This is a genomic window from Streptomyces sp. NPDC058051, from assembly GCF_042885475.1.
Classification (GTDB): domain Bacteria; phylum Actinomycetota; class Actinomycetes; order Streptomycetales; family Streptomycetaceae; genus Streptomyces.
The window spans coordinates 154,760-173,731 of sequence record NZ_JBHVRW010000007.1 but is presented as its reverse complement, the minus strand read 5'-3'; the positions used below and the strand labels follow the sequence as shown (position 1 = coordinate 173,731).

Sequence of the window (18,972 nt, the reverse complement as noted above, 5' to 3'; positions counted from 1 at the left end):
AAGGCATCAGACATCGAGCAGGCGCCTCCCCTCGAAGGCGCGGCCCAGGGTGACCTCGTCCGCGTACTCCAGGTCGCCGCCCACCGGCAGGCCGCTGGCCAGCCTGGTGACCCGCAGGCCCATCGGTTTGACCATCCGCGCGAGGTACGTCGCCGTGGCCTCGCCCTCCAGGTTGGGGTCGGTCGCCAGAATCAGCTCCGTGATCGAACCGTCGGCGAGACGGGCGAGCAGCTCACGGATGCGCAGATCGTCGGGGCCGACGCCCTCGATCGGACTGATCGCACCGCCGAGCACGTGGTACCGGCCCCGGAACTCACGGGTCCGCTCGATCGCGACGACGTCCTTCGGCTCCTCGACCACGCAGATGACCGTCTGGTCGCGGCGCGCGTCCCGGCAGATGGCGCACTGCTCCTGCTGGGCGACATTGCCGCAGACCGTACAGAACCTGACCTTGTCCTTGACCTCCAGGAGGGCGTGGGCAAGGCGGCGCACATCGGTCGGCTCGGCCTGCAGGATGTGGAAGGCGATCCGCTGCGCGCTCTTGGGACCGACGCCTGGCAACCTGCCCAGCTCGTCGATGAGGTCCTGAACCACGCCTTCGTACAACGGAACGCCTTCCTGGAAGAGCTATGCCTACAACTTACGAGTTCGGATCGCAGGTCAGAAGAGATCCGGAGGACTCGGAGAGAATTCCGAGGAATCAGAAGGTCCGAGGAATCAGAAGGGGAGACCGGGCATGCCGCCCAGACCCTGGGCCAGCGGGCCCAGCTTCTGCTGCTGAAGCTGCTGCGCGTTCTCGTTCGCCGCCTGGACTGCGGCGACGACGAGGTCCGCGAGCGTCTCGGTGTCCTCCGGGTCGACGGCCTTGGGATCGATCACCAGAGCACGCAGCTCTCCGGAGCCGGTCACGGTCGCCTTCACCAGACCGCCACCCGCCTGCCCCTCGACCTCGGTCCTGGCCAACTCCTCCTGGGCCGTGGCGAGATCCTGCTGCATCTTCTGGGCCTGCTGCAGCAACTGCTGCATATTGGGCTGACCACCACCGGGAATCACGGTCACTCCTGGCAATTCGACGACAAAAATGTTTCGGTACGCCGAGCCTACGTGGTCACCGCGCAGCGCGCCCGACCCGCTGGCGAGCAACTCTTTCGAGTGAGTTTCGAGCAGCGTCGGCGTGACTCCTATACCTGATCACAGGCCCTGCACACCCAGAAATACCGCGATTTCGACCCCACGGCCCACCATTCGGCGGTAGGAAGGGCATGCGCATCAAGACACACAGACGCACCGCTCGTCACGCAAAGTTACCCATACGGGACAGTCGGCCACGCCGGAGAGCAGTGATCAGCCCACCGTCGAACACACCGCCACACATCAGGCGTCGCTACGCAGAATGCAGAGGAGTACCCCGGTGAGTCAGCCGGAGATGCAGCCCGAAGGGACGTCCCGCAACGAGCCCGGTGCGGCCGGCTCGGCCGGTTCCTCCGGTGCGGGCTCCGGCACGCGTGGCCGGGGTGCGCGAGGCCGGGACACGTGGGGCCGTGGTGCGCGAGGCCGGGATCTGACCGGCACGCCGTTCCCGCTCGGCGACTGGGGCGAACCCGCCGAACGCCTCGACGAGCTGTACCGCTGGGTCGAGGCCGATGCGCTGTACACCGCCGACTGGTACCTGCGGGACCGGGTGTGGAAGCGGCGCTGCGCCAGGGCCCTGCGGATCGGTACGGCCGCCGGGGCGGTGGCGGGCGCGGCGCTGCCGTTGCTCGATCTCACCGGGGCGCTGAACGACGCGGCGGGCTGGGGCTATCTGTCGCTGCTGCTGGGCGCGGCGTGCATGGCATGCGACCGGTACTTCGGCCTGACCTCGGGCTGGATAAGGAACCTCGCCACCGCCCAGGCCGTACAGCGACGCCTTCAGGTGCTGCAGTTCGACTGGGCGTCGGAGTGCGTGCGCGAGGTGCTCGGACCGACGGAGGGGACGGCCAGCGAGGCCGCCGAGCGGTGTCTGGGGGTGCTGCGGCGTTTCTCGGAGGACATCACGGAACTCGTACGGACCGAGACCGCGGACTGGATGGTGGAGTTCCGGGCCGGACCCGCGCCGATGGGCATGCAGGCGCTGTCCTCGGGCAGCGGGGGAAGCGGCCGTACGGACCAGGGGGCGTCGCCGGGACGGTTCCCGATGCAGACGATGACCCGGCCGAACATGCCGCGCCAGCGGCCTCCGGAGTCCCCTCGGTGACGGCACCGCGGTGACCCCGGAGGCGCCCGACCGACTCAGCTGAAGACGATCATGGAGCCTTGGGCGAGGCTGCGCGTGGCCGCCGCGTGCAGGCCCAGCCAGACGTGCCGTTCACGGGCGAACGGGCTGTCGTCGTACGGGATCGGGCCCGCCGGCTCCTCCAGGGAGGTCGGTGCGGCCGGCGGCAGCGGAGCGGCCGGCGGGTTCGCCGGGTCGATACCGAGGGACGGGGCGACGAACTCCAGCTCCCGCAGCAGGCCGTGCACGGAGCCGAGCGGGCCGCCGCCCTCCAGCAGGTCGTCGTTGGAGAGCGGGGCGGCGAAGTCCAGCGGAACGTACGCCCCCGCATGGTCGTAGTGCCAGACCAGATGGGACTGCCGGGCTGTCGCCTCGAACATCTCCAGCAACTGTTCGTAGTCCCCGCCCAGTTCGTCGACGGGCGTGACCGCGAGACCGCTGAGCTGGAGCAGATAGGCGCGGCGCAGGAAGTGCAGTGCGTCGTAGTCGAAGCCCGCGACCGGGGCGACGTCGCCGGTCAGGCCCGGCATGTAGGCGTACACGGGGACGGGCGGCAGTCCGGCTTCACCCAACGCCTTGTCGTAGACGGCTATCTCTTCGGCGAACGGGTTGTCGGGGCTGTGGCACAGCACATCGACGAGGGGGACCAGCCACAGGTCACAGGCCACGAAGTCTCGCTCTCCCACGGGTGCACATCGGAATAATCACAACGGTCGGGACAGCGTAATGCGGTGGGCTCGTCGCGCACAGTGGCCGACGGTCACGGTTCCGGGTCGGTCAGGCCCGGCTTCCGGTACGCGCGGCCGGCGCGCGGCCGGCACGCGGCGCCGGGGTCCGGACACGCGGCAGGCACGCGGACCGTGGGACTCAGGACGCGTGGGTCAGCGCTTGGGGGGCTGCGACTGCGGCGCTCCGGTGTCCGGGTCCTGTCCGGTCGGCTGCGCGCCGTCGCGCGGGGGCGCGCGGTGTCCCGCCGCGAGCCGGTCCGCCCAGCTCAGCGCTTGTGCGTTGAAGCCGTCGATCACCGCTCGCACCGCGTCGTGCTCGCCGAGCGTGACCGCCGCGACGAGCTCCGGATGGCCGTGCCAGAGCCACTCCCGGGCGCCCACGTCGTGGCGCAGGTACGGCACCGCGAACACCCAGGCCTGGACGCGCAGCCGGTGCAGGAAATCGTTGATGTACGCGTTGCCCAGCAGTGCACCCAGCTCGCGCCAGAAACGCAGGTCGTAACCGATGAGGATGTCGAGGTCGCCGCCCTGCGCCGCTCGCGCCGCCTCCTGGGCCCTGCGCCGCAGGGAGACGAGGCAGTCGCGGTACGCCACGGCCTGCGCGGCCGACAGCCCCGGCTCGTGGAAGGCGCGGCCGATGACCCCGTCCATCACCAGGGCGCGGGCCTCGACCATCGCGCGGTAGTCGGCGACGGTGAACTCGTGCACCCGGAAACCGCGGTGCTGATCCGATTCGAGCAGGCCCTGCGCGGAGAGATCGAAGAGTGCCTCACGTACCGGCGTCGCCGAGACGCCGTACTGCTCGGCGATCTGCTTGACGGTGAACTCCCGTCCCGGTTGCAGACGCCCCGCAAGCACTTCGTCACGCAGCGCGTCCGCGATCTGCTGCCGCAGCGTACTGCGGGTCACAGCTCCGCTCGCGCCCATGGCGCCCCTTCCCCGATGTCCGGCTTGGATCACCTTAAGCCAGGGCCGCCGTGCCCGGATCCGGGCAGAGGACGGAGTGACAGGGGAAGGGGCGCCCCGGTGCGGGGTTTACGGGCCCGCCATGGAGCGGTGGACGCGCCTACACGGTGTACTCGTCCGCGACCGACAGTGCCGTGTCAAGAGCGGCGAGGCCCTCCTTGGCCTCGGCCTCGGTGATGTTGCAGGCCGGAACGGCATGGGTCCGGTTCATGTTGATGAAGGGCCACAGGCCGCTCTTCTTCGCCGCGGCGCCGAAGGCCGCCATCGGCGCGTTGTCCGCGCCCGCCGCGTTGTACGGGACCAGCGGCTCGCGGGTCTCCTTGTCACGGACCAGCTCCAGCGCCCAGAACGCGCCGAGGCCGCGGACCTCGCCGACCGACGGATGGTTCTCGGCCAGTTCGCGCAGACCGGGGCCGAGGACCGTCTCGCCGATGCGGGCGGCGTTCTCGACGACCTTCTCGTCCTCCATCACGTGAAGGGTGGCGACGGCGGCCGCACAGGCCAGCGGGTGACCGGAGTAGGTCAGTCCGCCCGGGTAGGCGCGGGTCTCGAAGGTGGCGGCGATCTCGGCGGAGATGGCGACACCGCCCAGCGGCACATATCCGGAGTTGACGCCCTTGGCGAACGTCATGAGGTCCGGCACCACGTCGAAGTGGTCGGCGGCGAACCATGCGCCGGTGCGTCCGAAGCCGGCCATCACCTCGTCGAGGATGAAGACGACGCCGTACCGGTCGCAGATCTCGCGTACGCCCGCGAGGTAGCCGGGCGGCGGGGTCATGATGCCCGCCGTGCCGGGGATCGTCTCCAGGATGATCGCGGCGACGGTGGCGGCGCCCTCGAAGGCGAGGGTGTCCTCCAGGTGCTGGAGCGCCCGGGCGCACTCCTCGGCCTCCGTCTCGGCGTGGAACGGCGAGCGGTAGAGGAACGGGGCCCAGAAGTGGACGACCCCGGCCGAGCCGTGGTCGGACGGCCAGCGGCGCGGGTCACCGGTCAGGTTGATCGCGGTGGAGGTGGCGCCGTGGTACGAGCGGTACGCGGAGAGCACCTTCGTACGCCCGGTGTGCAGCCGAGCCATGCGGACGGCGTTCTCGACCGCCTCCGCGCCCCCGTTGGTGAAGAAGATCTTGTCCAGGTCGCCGGGGGTGCGCCCGGCGATGAGGCGTGCGGCCTCGGAGCGCGCCTCGATCGCGAACGCGGGGGCGAAGGTGGCGAGCTTGCCCGCCTGCTCCTGGATCGCGGCGACGACGGTCGGGTGCTGGTAGCCGATGTTGGTGAAGACGAGGCCGCTGGTGAAGTCCAGGTAGCGGTTGCCGTCGTAGTCCCAGAAGTACGCCCCCTCGGCGCCGGCGACGGCGAGCGGGTCGATCAGGCCCTGGGCGGACCAGGAGTGGAACACGTGCGCGCGGTCGGCGGCCTTCACGGCCGCACCGGCAGCGGGGTCGACATGAGGGGCATGAGGGGTCATGTGGTGAGCGTAGGCGGCGCCGGGAGCGGCTCGACATGGCCACCTTGTATGGCGTGGGGCGCTTTGGTGGGCAGGGTGTCGGGTCGGCACGGGGGCACCTCGTGGTGGGAAACCGGGCCCGACGGGGCGTGTCGCGCGCCGCTATTCTCGACGCGTTGCGGTGTATCGCCGTACGGGGGAGGACGCACACCATGGAGAAGCTCGGGCCTGCCGACCCGCAACGCATCGGCGCCTACCGCCTGTTGGGCCGGCTCGGCGCAGGCGGCATGGGTCAGGTCTATCTGGCCCGCTCGGACCGCGGCCGCACCGTCGCGATCAAGCTGGTGCGCGGCGAGCTCGCCGAGCAGCAGGAGTTCCGCGACCGCTTCCGCCAGGAGGTGCACGCCGCCCGCCGGGTCGGCTCCGCCTGGACCGCCTCCGTGCTGGACGCCGACACCGAGGCCGCCGTGCCCTGGGTCGCGACCGGGTATGTCGCCGGGCCCTCGCTCCAGGCCACCGTCTCCGGCCGCAGGGGCGCGCCCGCGGGAACGGTTCCCGGTGTGTACGGTCCCCTGCCGGAGCGTTCGGTTCACATCCTGGGTGCCGGTCTCGCCCATGCCCTCCAGGCCATCCACGCCGCCGGGCTCATCCATCGCGACCTCAAACCCTCCAACATCCTGCTGACGATCGACGGACCGCGCGTCATCGACTTCGGTATCGCACGGGCACTCGACACCGTCGCCCAGGGCAGTCTCACCCGCACCGGGGCGCTGGTCGGTTCGCCGGGTTTCATGGCGCCCGAACAGGTGCGGGGCGAGCGGGTGACGCCGGCGTGCGACGTCTTCTGTCTCGGCTCGGTGCTGGCGTACGCGTCGACCGGCCGGCTTCCGTTCGGGACGTCCGACAGCGGCGTGCACGCGCAGATGTTCCGGATCGCGCAGGAGGAACCGGATCTGACCGGCGTCCCGGTGGACCTCGTCGAACTGGTCAGGGACTGCCTGCTCAAGGACCCGGCCGCCCGTCCGGCAACGGACGCGATCCTGGAGCGACTCGCCGACGGCGACACCGCGGAACCCTGGCTCCCGGGCGCGATCATCGCCCAACTCGGCCGCCACGCCGTGGAACTGCTGAACTCCGAGGACCCGGAAGAGGTCACCGGGCAGGGGCCCGTCGCGAACGAGGCGCCTGCGGACCCCGCAGCGCCCGCCGACCGTCCCGCTCCCGCACCTCCCGGCGTCGTCCCCACGCTCCCCACGACGGCCGGCCCTCCGATGCCCGGTCCTCCGATGCCCGGTCCTCCGATGCCCGGCCCCACTCCCACGCCCACGTCCCCTCCCGCCTTCGCGCCCGTCCCGCCCCACGGGACGCCCTCCCCCTCGTACGGATATCCGCAGCTGCCTGCCCAGCCACATCCCGGCCAGCCACATCCCGCCCAGCCTCATCCCGGCCAGCCTCATCCCGGCCAGCCCTTCGGCGCCCAGCAGAACTACTCCGGATACGGATATCCGCAGCACCAGCAGCAACCCGGTTTCGGCGCCACACCCCCGTACGGCCCCCTCTACTCCGACGCCTCGCAACCCGGCCCCGAACCCGCCCGTCGCGGAAGGGGTTCGACCATCGCTCTCGTCGCCATAGCCGTGCTCGTCGCGATCGGCGCGGGAGGGTCCGTCTACGCGCTGATGAGCGACAGCGGGCCGACGCCCGGCCCGTCCCCCACCGTCTCGCCGTCGGGGACCTCGTCGGACTCCCCCGTCACCGGCGGTCCGCCGTCCCCGGACGCGGATCCCTCCGACGAGAAGACGAACAGCGACGGCCCCGTACCGTCCGGCTACCTCGGCACCTGGTCCGGTGCCATCGACAACCCGTCGGGCCGCTCCAGCCGGGAACTCGTCATCCAGCAGGGCGCGGTGGGCCAGCCCGTCCTCACGCTCACCGCGGACGGCCCGCTGGACGGCGGCGGCTCCTACCACTGCGTCTTCCGGGCGGACCTGACCGCGGAGCCTTCCCCGGCCGGCCCCGTCGAGGTCGGCCCCTCCGCGGTCGTCGTCGGCGAACCCATGACGTCGTGCACCGCGGGCAGAGCGACCACGCTGACCCTGCTCCCGGACGGCTCCCTGCGCCGTGAGAGCACGGGCGGGGGCGAGCAGCTCACCTACACCAAGGCCGACTGATCAGCCCAGGCCGCGCAGCGTGAGGCCCATCCCCACAGCGAGGACGGTCAGCGCGGTCAGCACGCTCCCGTACGGCGTGTAGCGCCGGAGCGCGGGCAGGCGCCGCTCTCCCAGGGCGGCGAGCCTGTTGCCGCCGCCGGAGAGCAGCAGACCGGCGGCGGTGAGGGTGAGGGCCATGCCCAGGCCGTACCCGGCGACCAGCAGGACGCCGAAGAACGTACGGCTGAGCGCGACGGCACCCAGCAGCACGACCAGTGCGGACGGGCTGGGCACCAGCCCGCCCGCCAGCCCGACGCCGAGCAGCGTCGGCAACCCGCTGCGCCGGACCGGCTCCGCCGCGGCGTCGCCCTGCCCGTGATGCCCGAGCCCATGACCGTGGTCCTGCCCATGCCCATGCCCATGGTGGTGCCTGTGATCCTGGTCGGGCCCGTGCCCGTGGGATGCCGGGGATCCGCCTGTGCGCAGTGTCCGTACGGCTGTCACCACGAGTCCCGTCCCCAGCACCACGATCACGACTCCGCTCACCACGCCCAGCCACCCCAGCAGCCGTTCCCCCAGGAAGCCGCCGCCCGCGGTCAGTACCAGTCCCACGGCCAGCACCCCTGCGGTGTGGGTCACGGTGACCGTCGCGCCGACGGCGCACGCGGCCCGCACACCGCCCTTCCTCCGTGCCAGGCAGGCGGCGACGACGAGCTTGGCGTGTCCCGGCAACGCCGCGTGGCCGGCACCGAGCAGCATCGTGAGCAGAACCGCGAGCAGACCCACCGGCAGGGTGAGGTCTTGTCCCGATGTCAGAGCGGTGAGGCGGTCCTCCAGGGCCGGGAAGAGGACGGCACCCCGGTCCACCACCGGCGCGGCGCCGGGACGCCGAGGCGCTGTGGCACCCCCCTCGCCCCCGCCACCCGGTTCCGTGCGCAGGTCCGCCCGGACCACGTCCAACGGCTGCCCACCGGCCGGATAGTGACGCAGCACATCGCTCGCACTCCGCTCCGGTACCGATGCGTCGACCAGCTTCGTCCCCGTCCCGGTTGCCGTGATCTCCTTCCAGCCGGTCCGCGCCGCGTCCGCCCCCGAGGCGAACATGACGCGGGCCGGCCCGGAGAGGTCGGCGTCGGCGCGCAGCGCGCACGTCAGCCTGGCGATGGGCAGGCCCGCCGCCCCCTTCGCGTACGTCAGGGCGCTCCGCCCGACGCGCCAGGTCAGCTGCCTGCCGTCCACCGAGGCCCGGGTCCGCGCGGCCAGTTGCGCACACCGCCGTTCGGCGCGGGCAGCGGCCTCCGCCGTCGAGACCGTTCCGTCCCGGTCGGTGTCGGTGGCGTCCTCGTCCTGGGCGGTGGGGATCTCCGCGCTGTCGACAACGGCCGTGTCCTCGATCCTGTCCGGCGCGAGCCGCAGCCCGTCGTAGTGATTGAGGCTGAAATTGCCCAGCGGGTGCGCCGGTTGGGCATGCACGGGGGGCGCGACGGTCAGACAGAGAAGCAGCGCGGCGGGCACCGCACGGCTCAAACGCTTCATCAACTCGGTGGCTCGGATCTCTTCAGGTCTGTGTCAGGTCGTCTGTGAGCATCTGCGTGGCCAGCGGTGCGTGGTACGGCGAGAAATGCGGGTTCAGGGCGAGCGCCTCACGCAGATGCCCGTCGGCCCCGGGCAGCCCGAGGGCGTGCTCGATCGCGCCCCGGTGGTACCGGAACAGCGCGTTGCGCCACCCGGTCCTCGCCGCTGTGCGGGCGTATCCGACGGCTTCGAGGTCGCGCCCCGCACGGTGCAGCGCCCAGCCCAGCGCGTCGGCGACGATGACGCTCCGGGCGCGTCTCCACTCGCCGCGCATGAGATCCACGGCGACCTCCGGGTCGCCATGATCGGCCACGTACAGGGCGAGATGCGGGTCGACGGGTCCACCGGAGGCACGCAACAGCCGTACCTGCGCGTCCAATGCCGCCTTCGCACCGCGCACACGCGCGTCTCCCCCGCCCAGTTCCACCGCCTCCGCCAGGAACTGCGGCAGCGGCGTCCGCTCGACCAGCCGCCGGTACAGGTCCAGGGCCTTCGCCGTGTCGCCGCGCACCGCGTACACCCTGGCCGTCCCGGCCTGCGCGTACGGATGGCCGGGTACGGCGTCCAGCGCGCGCCTGTAGTGCCGTTCCGCGCGGTCCACCGCGCCCTCGGACCATGCCAGGTCTCCCGACCGGGCCTCGGCGAAGGCGCGTTCGTCCTCCGTTCCCGCGCTGTCCACGGCCCGTTGGAGCGCGATCGCGGCGTCCTTCGGTCTGCCGTTGGTCTCCAGGTCGTATGCCGCCCTGCTGTACGCGGCGCCGGCCGGGGCGATGTCCAGCAGGCGCTGCACGGCCGCTCTGGCTGCCGGATAGTGGCCGAGCTGGATCTCCGCATCGGCCAGGACCGCGTAGCCGTCCGCACGGTCGGGGGCCATCCGGGTGGCGCGGAGCCCGAAGTCGCGGCCCTCGGCGAATCCGTGGCGGGCGTTGGCCACCAGCCCCCGGCCCGTGACGGCGGCGTAGTTGTCCTCGCGTTCAAGGGCCAGGGAACGGCGCAGGGCCTCGTCGGCCGCGTCGAGGTGGCCCGCGTCGAGCGTGACACGGGCCTGTTCGATCTCGGTGCGTGCCAGCCCCGACCAGGCTGTCGGGTCGTCCGGATATCGTTCGGTGCGCTTGCGGGCGGTGGTGACGGCGAAGGCCAGGGCGTCGGGGGCGGCTCCGCCCCGCATCGACACGGCCTGCGGGGCGGTGGCCGACGGGTGCCTGTCGGCCGCAGGGCCGAGGTACAGCAGTCCCGCCACGCAGCCGGTGACCACCACCGCACCGCCTGCCGCGGAGAACAGACGCCTCATGGGCCCGCGTGCGGCAGGTTGACATACGGGAAGGTGCGCTGCGCGTCGGCGACCTCCAGGGCGGCCACCGGCCTGGGCAGAAGTCCGGGCGGTGACGCCTGGGCGGGTTCGCCCTCCAGCATCCGCAGCAGTGGGCCGTCGATGTTGTCGTTGAGCCGGCGCCCGTTGGGGAAGCCCTGCGGATCCCCGTCGAGTACGCCCATGGCGCGCGGCTCGGCGGTGACCGGCGTCATCAGGTTCAGCCGCAGTTCCTCCGCCATCACGATGCGGCTCCGGTCGGCGTCCGCGTTCATGGTGTGGGTGTTCAGGTCGAAACCGAACGTCGCGCCGTTGTCCTTGCCGATGCCCTTGAGGAACAGGGCCTGGATGTCGGTGCGCGGAGTCGCCGGTGCCGGAAACCCCTGAGCTGCCTGGATGCGGTGGGGCGGTACGGGGTCGAGCGTGGCGGCGAGGAAGTCGTTCTCCAGGTGGTCGTCCTTGGGCGCCCGCGCCTGGAACCGGTCCTCGGGCCCGCCCGGCCTGAAGAAGCCGACGGTCGAGCCGTACACCGTGAACGCCAGGTGCGGGTTGCCGTGCCGCGAAACCTGCCGGAACACCGGGGCCTGCTTCGCCAGGCTCCGGCCCAGGTCCGCCCCCTGCCGGGAGACGTCGGCCCACACCCCGATCACCGGATTGCGCGCCGGGTCGCCGTTCAGCGCCACCTCGCGCTTGGGCACCTGGATGATCAGGCTGTTCACGTTGAGCACCGACAGCGGCTGGGCGTCCGGCAGCCAGCCGGGCACGGGGCCGCGCGTACCGACCGTGTAGAGACCGAAGACCTGGCTGTCCGCCTTGAACGAGTCCGCCGCCTGGCCTGCCAATGTGCGTCCGCCACCCGGAAGTTCGCGGATCGCCTGCGCCCGCAGCGTGCCGTAGTCCGGCATCAGGAACCGTCCGGTGTCGGTCGGCGCCGCGATCGCATCGCTCAGCAGCGTCTGGGCGGCGCCGCCCGACGTGACCCGTTCCAGGGTGTACTTCTGACGCACGCCGAGGGACCGGTCGTCGAGGGACGTCACGGGCCCGGGGCCGACTTTGGGGCCGAGCCCGAAGGGCCGGCGGTCGTCGTTCCGGAAGGTCCAGCGGTAGGTGGTGTCGGGCACCCCGTCGCCGTCGCCGTCCGTGTGGATCTCGTACCGTGCACCGGTCGCGAACGGATAGTCCACCAGCGCGTTCGCGGCGGTGCCCGGCATCTGGAACGGCCGCACGTTCGCGATGAGGGTGACCATGTCGGGGTTGTCGGGGCTGCTGAACGCGTAGACGTCGGTGAGGTCCGCCGCGGTGTCGAGCACGGACGACGGAGCGTCGATGTGACCGCCCGCCTCCCCGATGCCGGTCATCGGTCCCCAGAGGGACGCGCCGGTCAGAGCGGCTGCCGTTGCCGTGAGGACGGCGAGGCGCCCGCGTGTGGTCGCGCGTGATGGTCGGACGGTTGCTGGCATGCAACGCTCCAGTGCTCGGCGTGGGGGGAGTGGGCCCAGCCTGGAGCGTTGTTGATCATGATGCGCACCCAGCGCGCGGTTGCCCCCCGATCGCGTGACCCTTTTCCGCCGGGCGGTCTAACGACCGTTTCGTCCGGCCGCACATGTATGCATGGATGGGCATATCCGACAGCTGGTCGACTATCGGCGGAAATCACCACCCTCTCTGGTGAACTCCACTTTCCATACAAGCTGTTGGACCATCCCGGCGCGAACCCGTCATTTCCGTGACACACCATCAGATCTGGAAGGATCTATGCATATGCGCGCAATCCGCCGTCTCACCGTCCTCGCCGCACTGACCGCGCTGACGGTTCCGTTCGGCCTGGCGTCGGCCGGAGCGGTCGGTTCCCAGGCCCCGGTCGTGCACCGGGCCACCGTCGCCGACCCGTTCCCGGGTGTGTACATCTCTCCGTGGGGTGACGCCCATGTGGAACTGAGCCCGGAGACGTTGAGCTGGATGCGGGCCGAGGGTGTCACGCTGGAGGCCATCAGCCCGTTCGTGATGGACGCGGACGGCCGGGGCTTCGACATGCCGATCGGTTCGACGGCGGGCGATGGTCTCGACTCCCGGGGCCGCATCTTCTACCCCGGCGGCCTCAACTTCCACCACGCGGCCTCGGACAGGACCATCACGCTGAAGCCGACGTACATCCGCGTGATGCCGACCCCCGGCTACTCCGCGGGCGTCGCGGTGAACGGCGTACCGTTCGCCGACGAGGTGCAGATCGCGGACACGACTCCCGCCGAGGCCCTGCTCGGCGCCCGTCCCAGCCCCACGGGCTTCCGGCTGGAGAAGGTGCCGTTCCGCATCACGGCCGAGGCCACGCGGCTCTTCGCCCAGGTGACCGGCGGTGAAGGTCCGCGTGCCGGCAGCCTGCTCGGCACGCTCACCCCGAACTTCGACTACATCCCGGGCAGGACGTCGCCCATCGGTTTCCCGAGCTTCTAGCCGTCGCCTCGGCACCTCGGCACCTCGGCGCACCGCCGCTTCGGCACCTCGGCGCACCGCCGCTTCGCGCCGATCTCCCCGCTTCGGTCGACGCCCGGCCCGGTACCCGCGTGCACCGGTCCGGGCGTTCCGCCGTGCCGGGGCAGACGCGGACTCCGAACGAAAGCCCCTAGAGCAACGGCTTGGCCGACATCAGCAGATGCTGGTGCACGGGGTGCGATGCGCCCTGAGCAGCGTCCTCCCGGGTCTCCCACCCGGTGACCATCGCACGCAGGCCGGGGCCCAGCAGGTCGAACCGGACCACGGACGCGTCGAACGAGGCCAGGGCGTCCATCAGGTACGAGGGGTTGAAGGCGACGGTCATCTCGCCCGTACCCGCGAGTGCGGCAGGAAGACGCTGGAAGGCCACATCGTCCTCGTAGCCCGCCTGGAGCAGCACCGCGTCACTGGAGAACGTCAGGTGGAGCGGGCTGCTGCCCTCCGCGACCACGGCGACACGCTTGACGGCCTCGACCAGCGGCGCCCGGTCCGTCATCGCGGAGACGTGGTCCTGCAGGGCGAACAGCTTGTCGTGGCCCGGCAGTCGGCCGTCGAGCAGCCGCACCGTGGTACGCATCCCGGCCAGTTCGAAACCGACCGAGGCGTGGTCCAGGGCGAGCCGGACCGTTCCGGCCCGGCCGAAGGCGCGGACGATCTCGGTCAGCCTGCGGGCCGAGACGACGACATCGGCCGAGACATCGTCCTTCCCCGGTGCCCACGGGAGCGTGCGTACCGCGAACCGGTAACGGTCCGTGGCCGCAAGGGTCATCGTGTCGCCATCGAGCGCCAGCCGGATGCCGGTCAGGGCCGGCAGCGTGTCGTCCCGGCCCGCCGCCACCGTCACATGGGCGACGGCCGCGGCGAACGCGTCCGCGTCCACCTCACCGAGCACGTCCGGCAGCGCGGGGAGCGCCGGACAGTCGTCGAACGGCAGGACCGAGAGCCCGAATCGGGCACCGTCACTCGTCAGCGAGAACCGAGAGCCCTCGACCGCGCATTCCACCGCCCCGTCGGGCAGCACGCGGCAGACATCGAGCAGCCGGCGGCCCATGACCAGCACCTTCCCCGCCCGTACCGTCTCCGCCTCCGCCTCGATGCGTGCGGACGCCTCGTGATCGAGGCCCGAGACGCACAGGCGGCCGTCGGCCGCTTCCAACCGCAGCCCGCCCAGCACGGGAACGGGGGAGCGTGTGGGCAGCACCCGGGCCGCCCACGCCACGGCGTCGGTCAGTGCACTGCGCTCGATGCGGAATTCCATGGTGGCGGCTTCTCCCCGTTGTCTCTGCTCGCGGTCGTGACCGTGAGCCGACACTAGGGGCCGCCACTGACAGTGGAAGAGAAGAAGACGGTCGCGGTCGACGACAGCGGCAACCCCCGATAGCCACTGCCGTCGCCCCCCGTGCCCCCGTCGAATCCGTCGAATCCGTCGGGGGCCCCGCAACCGTGTTCGGACTCTAGGACGCCGGGTACGCGACCGAAAGATTCAGTTCGCACGGCGTGGGCCGGCGCAGGTATCAGTCCGCACAGCCAGACCCACTACGCTGCCCTCCGTTCATGGGCACGGGCACGGCTCCGTTCCTGGACGAAGGCGTACGGACACAGAGGCGGAGGACACGTGCAGGCGCGGGACAGGGCCGAGGACGTACTGCGGCTCTACCGGCTGGCCCGGTCCGGCGGTTCGCGGGGGCTCCTGCGCTGGATATCCGGCCGGGCCGAGGGCTGGGCCGGTCTGGTCGACGGTGCCGGCACCGTCCTGCACGGCGTGGCACGGACCCCGGACCGCACCGGTGCCGAGGCCGCGGCGCCGGCCGCCGAGGGTGCGAGGGAACTGGCCTCGCGCGGTGCGCGCTCCCTCTCGTTCGACACGGGCCCGCACACCGCGCTGCTGTTCGCGCTGGACGGACCGCCGGGCACGTCTCCCCCCGCTCTGGCCGTCGTCGCCCCGCGCCCGCTGCCCGACGGACTGGCCGCGCTCCTCTCCGACGCCACGATGCCTCTCGCCCTGTGCTGGGCCGCGGAGACCGTGGAGCGCAAGCGCCGTCGCGTGGACCTCGCGGAGTCACGCGGCCGGGAAGCGGTGCTGCACCTGCTCATGACCGGCCAGTTGTCCCTCGCACATCAGGTCGCGGGGGCGCTGAAACCCACGCTGCCCGACCCCGTCCAGGTGTGCGTCGTGGAGTGTCCCGGTGGCCGCCGGGACGACGTGGCACGGATCTGCGCCGACCTCTCCGGCGGCCGGTCCTGGATCGTGCGCTGTCCCGTATACGCACGTCATCTGATCCTCGTCGTGCCGACGGAACCGGAAGCGGCCGGACAGCAGTTGGGCCCGCGCGTGGCCGGCACGATCGACGAGTGCGTTGTGGGAATGAGCGAGGAGGTACCGCTGTCCGACACGGCGACCGGGTACCGCCAGGCGTTTCATGCCCTGGCTGTGGCCCGCGGCCTGCGTACCCGGCACGCGCGCTTCGGCGCCGCGCCGGAGGCCGCCCTGGCCGTCGGGGCCGCCGGTGCGCAGTGGGCGGACGCGCTGCTGAACCCGCTGCTCACCCATCTGCCACGCCGCAGTCACGATCCGGGCGGGCAGGAACTCGCGGCCACCCTCTCCTCCTGGCTCGCGTTCTCCTCGCACGCGACCCAGCATCTGAAGATCCACCGGAACACCCTGGCAGCACGGCTCCGGCTGATCGGCGAACTCCTCGGCCTCGACCTGAACCGGCTCGCCGACCAGGCCGCACTCGACCTCGCCCTGCGCGTCCGCGCCACACCCACCGTGCCCCGGACGGCCGCCCCGAACGGGCCGGAGTCCGCCCCGCCCCCTCGGCTGGACACCGTCCTGCGCGGCCCCGCCGTCCAGGAATGGGCGGCCCGGCAACTGCGCCCGCTCACCCCGTCCGACACGTCCCGGACCGCCGCCGACCCGCGTACGACGCTGCGCACCTGGCTGGCGTGCGAGGCACAACTGGGCCCGACGGCCGCCGCTCTGGGCCTCTCGGTACCGGGGGCCCGCAAGCGGCTGACCCGCCTCGAATCGACACTTGAGCGTTCGCTGCTCCAGGCGCCGAGCGCCCGTTACGACCTGTGGCTCGCTTTCCGCGCCCTGGACCTCGCGGAGGCCGGCGCCGTCCGGTGAACCGGAACGGGGGCGTGACCGGCCGGGGCCGGGCACGCCCCCGTCGGGTGGGGGGATCGCGACCGTGGATCCACAGGCTGTGGATCCACGGACTACGGGCAGGTCAGCAGCTCAGGTTGGAACCGGGCGTGGTGCCGAGGATCGCCACGAACGCCTGGTAGCGGTCGATACGGCTCTGGACCTGGGCGGGGTTGCCGCCGTTGCACTCCAGGGAGCCGTTGATGGAGCGGATGGTCTCGCCGAATCCGGCGCCGTTCACCATGGCGTTGTGGGCGGTCATGGTGCCGGGGCCGTTCTGGGTGTTCCAGTACCAGAGGCCGGTCTTCCAGGCGACCGAGGCGTTCTGCTCGACCAGGTACGGGTTGCCCAGCAGATCGAGACCGAGTGCGTCACCGGCGGCCTTGTAGTTGAAGTTCCAGCTGAGCTGGATCGGGCCGCGACCGTAGTACGCGGCCTGACCGGCCGGACAGCCGTAGGGCTGGCCGCTGTCGCAGTAGTGCGGATAGTTGGCCGTGTTCTGCTCGACGACGTACACCAGACCGCCCGTCTCGTGGCTGACGTTGGCGAGGAACGCCGCGGCTTCCTGGCGCTTGACGGTGTCACTGCCGGTGTTCGCGAAGCCCGGGTAGGCGCTCAGGGCCGCGGTCAGACCGTCGTACGTGTAGAACGGGTTCCGGTTCGGGAACATCTGGTTGAACTGCGCCTCGCTGACGACGAAACCGGACGGGGTGCCCGGGTCCGTACCGCCGCCGTCACCACAACTGCCCTGGTCCGCCCAGACGTCGGAACTTCCCGGAGTCTCGTTCTGGGTCCACCACTTGGCGGTCCAGTTGTGCCCGTTGTAGGAGGCGGATCCGCCTCCGGTGTAGACGGACGAGGAGTTCCAGGGTGCCGCACAGTCGGCCGCCGCGGCGCTGGTGGCGGGGAGCAGGACGGCCATCGCGACGACCGCGCCCAGCGCGGTCAGCAGGCCCATGATGCGTCTGATCACGTGATCACTCCTTCGGCGCGGCGCACCGAGCGGGCCGGCGCGCCGCCATGGGGGGTCACCTGCCACTCAAGCGCCGTTGGTCTGGACCTGTCAAGGTCTGGACCAACGAACGAACAACGGGCGAACGCCCGTCGACAGGACTCGCATCACACCCCCAACTCCCCTACGCCGCCCGTACGGTGACCCGAACTGCACACCGGACCCGCACCGGCGCGCGCACACGCGTCCAACGAGGGGAGTGCGAGGAAGCCGTGGAGTGGTTCAGCGCCGAGAACGTCGTGGCCGTGGCAACGGCCGTGCTGGGTGTCCTGGCCTCCATCGGGGTGCTCTGGTACGAGCGCCGCGTGCCCCGCCGCAAGCACATCGGCTACCGCGTCCAGATGGACACCCCGATCGGCAGCGACGTCAGCCAGGGCCGCGCCAATGTGCGGCTCGGCCTCTTCAACGAGACGCCGGACATGGCCGATGCCACGCTCGTCCTGCTGCGGATCGAGAACGACGGCTCGCAGTCCATCGCCGACAACGACTACACGGGCCGTGAACTGCACGGTCTCACCGTCGAGTTCACCGGTCGCACGGTGCGCGGCATCGCGGTCACCCAGGCACCCGGCGCCGACCACCTGATGGAGCACTTCACCCCGGCCGGCGGAATGCGGCACAGCGGACCACTCATCCGACTGCCGCGCGTACCGCTCAACCGGGGCGAACACTTCAAGCTGCTGGTGCTGCTCACCGGGGCGAACGTGGAGGGCCCGATCAGGATCACGGGCGGCATCCGGGACGGCGAGGTGACACCGAACAGGGCCGCCCGCCCCGACGACAAGCCGCCGCTGTTCGGCCGGGCCGCCCGGCTGATCACCGTGGCGCTGACCGTCTGCGTCATCACCCTGGCCTCGATCATCCTGATACGCGACGACACCCCGCCCCCGATCGGCTGCGCCCGGGGCCGCCTGACGGTGACCGGTTCCACCGCCTTCGCTCCGGTCGTGAGGGAGTTGGCGAAGAAGTACGAGAAGGAGTGCGAGGGCTCCACCGTCACCGTGGACGCGCACGGCAGCAACGCCGGGATACGGGAACTGGCCGACCGGGGGGCCACGGCCGGGAGGTCCGGCTCGCCCGCACTGATCGCGCTCTCCGACGGCCCCAAGCCGGACGGCTTCCCGCAACTGCGCGAGACCCGGGTCGCCGTCTCGCTCTTCCACCTCGTCGTCAACGACCGCGTCCCGCTGAAGAACCTGACCCTCGCCGACATCCGGAAGATCTACGCAGGCGACATCCGCAACTGGAAGGCGCTCGGCGGACCCGACCTGCCCGTGCTCCTGGTCAGCCGGGACGCCAACTCCGGTACCCGCGAGGTCTTCCAGCGCCGCGTGCTCGGCCGCAACGAACCCGCCCAGTCCTCCCGCGACTGCGCCACCAAGGACGACGCGCAGGCCAGGGTCGTCCGCTGCGAACTCGACTCCACCGAGCAGGTCCTGGCCGCCGTCGGCCGGCTCGACGGCGCGATCGGCTACAGCGAACTGCGCGCGGGGACGAAGCTGTCGGGAGCCCACCAGCTCGCCATCGACTCCACCGTCCCGTCCGTCGACACGATCGGCTCCAGCACCTACCCGTACCGGGAGATCGAGTACGCCTACACCTACGGCCGGCCGCCCGCCGACTCACTGGCCTCCAGCTTCCTGGGCTATCTCAGCCGCGGCAACGGCCAGGACGTGATCCGTACGCACGGACACCTGCCGTGCGCGACGCCGAAGGGGCTGCGGATCTGCGGCGAGGACTGACAGCCACAGGAACATCCGGACACACGAAGGGCAGCCGGCACCGGCCCGCACCGGCCGGAGGCGGACCCGCGGAAGCACAGACCCGCAGCCCCTCAGAAGCGCAGAAGCACGGAGAGGGCCGGGACGCACCGTCCCAGCCCTCTCCGTGCTTCCG

15 protein-coding genes are annotated in these 18,972 nt (G+C 71.4%); 5 read left to right on the top strand and 10 right to left on the bottom strand.

What is annotated here, in order from left to right:
* Window positions 1-6 precede the first annotated feature (6 nt).
* The gene (recR, locus tag ACFVUT_RS14310) at window positions 7-606 is read right to left on the bottom strand and encodes a recombination mediator RecR (RefSeq protein WP_389648146.1); all 600 of its coding nucleotides are present in this window, start codon (window positions 604-606) and stop codon (window positions 7-9) included.
* Between the two features lie 111 nt (window positions 607-717).
* Entirely contained in the window at window positions 718-1,053 is a 336-nt protein-coding gene (locus ACFVUT_RS14305; protein ID WP_351086067.1) for a YbaB/EbfC family nucleoid-associated protein, read from the bottom strand.
* A 358-nt stretch (window positions 1,054-1,411) separates the two neighbouring features.
* On the opposite strand from ACFVUT_RS14305, the gene ACFVUT_RS14300 reads away from it, so the two are divergent.
* Complete coding sequence (locus ACFVUT_RS14300) at window positions 1,412-2,236, top strand: SLATT domain-containing protein (protein ID WP_389648142.1); 825 nt, start codon at window positions 1,412-1,414, stop codon at window positions 2,234-2,236.
* Window positions 2,237-2,271: 35 nt separating this feature from the next.
* Here ACFVUT_RS14300 and ACFVUT_RS14295 read toward each other — a convergent pair whose 3' ends face one another.
* The 3 genes from ACFVUT_RS14295 to ACFVUT_RS14285 form a co-directional block, all read right to left on the bottom strand.
* Entirely contained in the window at window positions 2,272-2,922 is a 651-nt protein-coding gene (locus tag ACFVUT_RS14295) for a hypothetical protein (protein WP_389648579.1), read from the bottom strand.
* A 213-nt stretch (window positions 2,923-3,135) separates the two neighbouring features.
* Window positions 3,136-3,909 (bottom strand): GntR family transcriptional regulator, encoded by a 774-nt coding sequence (locus tag ACFVUT_RS14290; RefSeq protein ID WP_389648139.1) that lies wholly within the window; start codon window positions 3,907-3,909, stop codon window positions 3,136-3,138.
* Between the two features lie 139 nt (window positions 3,910-4,048).
* Window positions 4,049-5,413, bottom strand: coding sequence for an aspartate aminotransferase family protein (locus tag ACFVUT_RS14285; protein ID WP_389648136.1), 1,365 nt, complete (start codon window positions 5,411-5,413; stop codon window positions 4,049-4,051).
* 191 nt (window positions 5,414-5,604) lie between these two features.
* Here ACFVUT_RS14285 and ACFVUT_RS14280 point away from each other — a divergent pair, with 191 nt between their 5' ends.
* Entirely contained in the window at window positions 5,605-7,563 is a 1,959-nt protein-coding gene (locus tag ACFVUT_RS14280; RefSeq protein WP_389648133.1) for a protein kinase, read from the top strand.
* Here the strand turns inward: ACFVUT_RS14280 and ACFVUT_RS14275 are convergent, their stop codons facing one another.
* From ACFVUT_RS14275 to ACFVUT_RS14265, 3 genes are read right to left on the bottom strand one after another with little or no spacing between them, the layout of a single operon-like run.
* Window positions 7,564-9,078, bottom strand: a complete 1,515-nt coding sequence (locus ACFVUT_RS14275) for a nickel transporter (protein WP_389648131.1) — start codon at window positions 9,076-9,078, stop codon at window positions 7,564-7,566.
* A gap of 22 nt (window positions 9,079-9,100) precedes the next feature.
* A complete protein-coding gene (locus ACFVUT_RS14270; protein ID WP_389648128.1) occupies window positions 9,101-10,408 on the bottom strand; it encodes a tetratricopeptide repeat protein in 1,308 nt (435 codons plus the stop codon).
* Entirely contained in the window at window positions 10,405-11,886 is a 1,482-nt protein-coding gene (locus ACFVUT_RS14265) for a DUF4331 domain-containing protein (RefSeq protein WP_389648125.1), read from the bottom strand. The genes ACFVUT_RS14270 and ACFVUT_RS14265 overlap by 4 nt, the downstream gene beginning before the upstream one ends.
* Before the next feature lie 301 nt (window positions 11,887-12,187).
* Here ACFVUT_RS14265 and ACFVUT_RS14260 point away from each other — a divergent pair, with 301 nt between their 5' ends.
* Complete coding sequence (locus tag ACFVUT_RS14260) at window positions 12,188-12,877, top strand: hypothetical protein (RefSeq protein ID WP_389648122.1); 690 nt, start codon at window positions 12,188-12,190, stop codon at window positions 12,875-12,877.
* A 169-nt stretch (window positions 12,878-13,046) separates the two neighbouring features.
* On the opposite strand, the gene dnaN is transcribed toward ACFVUT_RS14260, so the two are convergent.
* A complete protein-coding gene (dnaN, locus tag ACFVUT_RS14255) occupies window positions 13,047-14,174 on the bottom strand; it encodes a DNA polymerase III subunit beta (RefSeq protein ID WP_389648119.1) in 1,128 nt (375 codons plus the stop codon).
* A gap of 357 nt (window positions 14,175-14,531) precedes the next feature.
* Between dnaN and ACFVUT_RS14250 the strand changes: the two genes are divergently transcribed.
* A complete protein-coding gene (locus tag ACFVUT_RS14250; RefSeq protein ID WP_389648116.1) occupies window positions 14,532-16,046 on the top strand; it encodes a helix-turn-helix domain-containing protein in 1,515 nt (504 codons plus the stop codon).
* A 103-nt stretch (window positions 16,047-16,149) separates the two neighbouring features.
* On the opposite strand, the gene ACFVUT_RS14245 is transcribed toward ACFVUT_RS14250, so the two are convergent.
* Window positions 16,150-17,037, bottom strand: coding sequence for a glycoside hydrolase family 19 protein (locus ACFVUT_RS14245; protein WP_389648113.1), 888 nt, complete (start codon window positions 17,035-17,037; stop codon window positions 16,150-16,152).
* A gap of 251 nt (window positions 17,038-17,288) precedes the next feature.
* Here ACFVUT_RS14245 and ACFVUT_RS14240 point away from each other — a divergent pair, with 251 nt between their 5' ends.
* Entirely contained in the window at window positions 17,289-18,818 is a 1,530-nt protein-coding gene (locus tag ACFVUT_RS14240; RefSeq protein ID WP_389648110.1) for a substrate-binding domain-containing protein, read from the top strand.
* Window positions 18,819-18,972: the final 154 nt, after the last annotated feature.

Bases quoted from the DNA above. Each gene is read 5' to 3' on its own strand.
- ACFVUT_RS14290 (WP_389648139.1), bottom strand. From the start codon at position 3,909: ATGGGCGCGAGCGGAGCTGTGACCCGCAGTACGCTGCGGCAGCAGATC.
- ACFVUT_RS14285 (WP_389648136.1), bottom strand. From the start codon at position 5,413: ATGACCCCTCATGCCCCTCATGTCGACCCCGCTGCCGGTGCGGCCGTG.
- ACFVUT_RS14280 (WP_389648133.1), top strand. From the start codon at position 5,605: ATGGAGAAGCTCGGGCCTGCCGACCCGCAACGCATCGGCGCCTACCGC.
- ACFVUT_RS14275 (WP_389648131.1), bottom strand. From the start codon at position 9,078: ATGAAGCGTTTGAGCCGTGCGGTGCCCGCCGCGCTGCTTCTCTGTCTG.
- ACFVUT_RS14270 (WP_389648128.1), bottom strand. From the start codon at position 10,408: ATGAGGCGTCTGTTCTCCGCGGCAGGCGGTGCGGTGGTGGTCACCGGC.
- ACFVUT_RS14265 (WP_389648125.1), bottom strand. From the start codon at position 11,886: ATGCCAGCAACCGTCCGACCATCACGCGCGACCACACGCGGGCGCCTC.
- ACFVUT_RS14260 (WP_389648122.1), top strand. From the start codon at position 12,188: ATGCGCGCAATCCGCCGTCTCACCGTCCTCGCCGCACTGACCGCGCTG.
- dnaN (WP_389648119.1), bottom strand. From the start codon at position 14,174: ATGGAATTCCGCATCGAGCGCAGTGCACTGACCGACGCCGTGGCGTGG.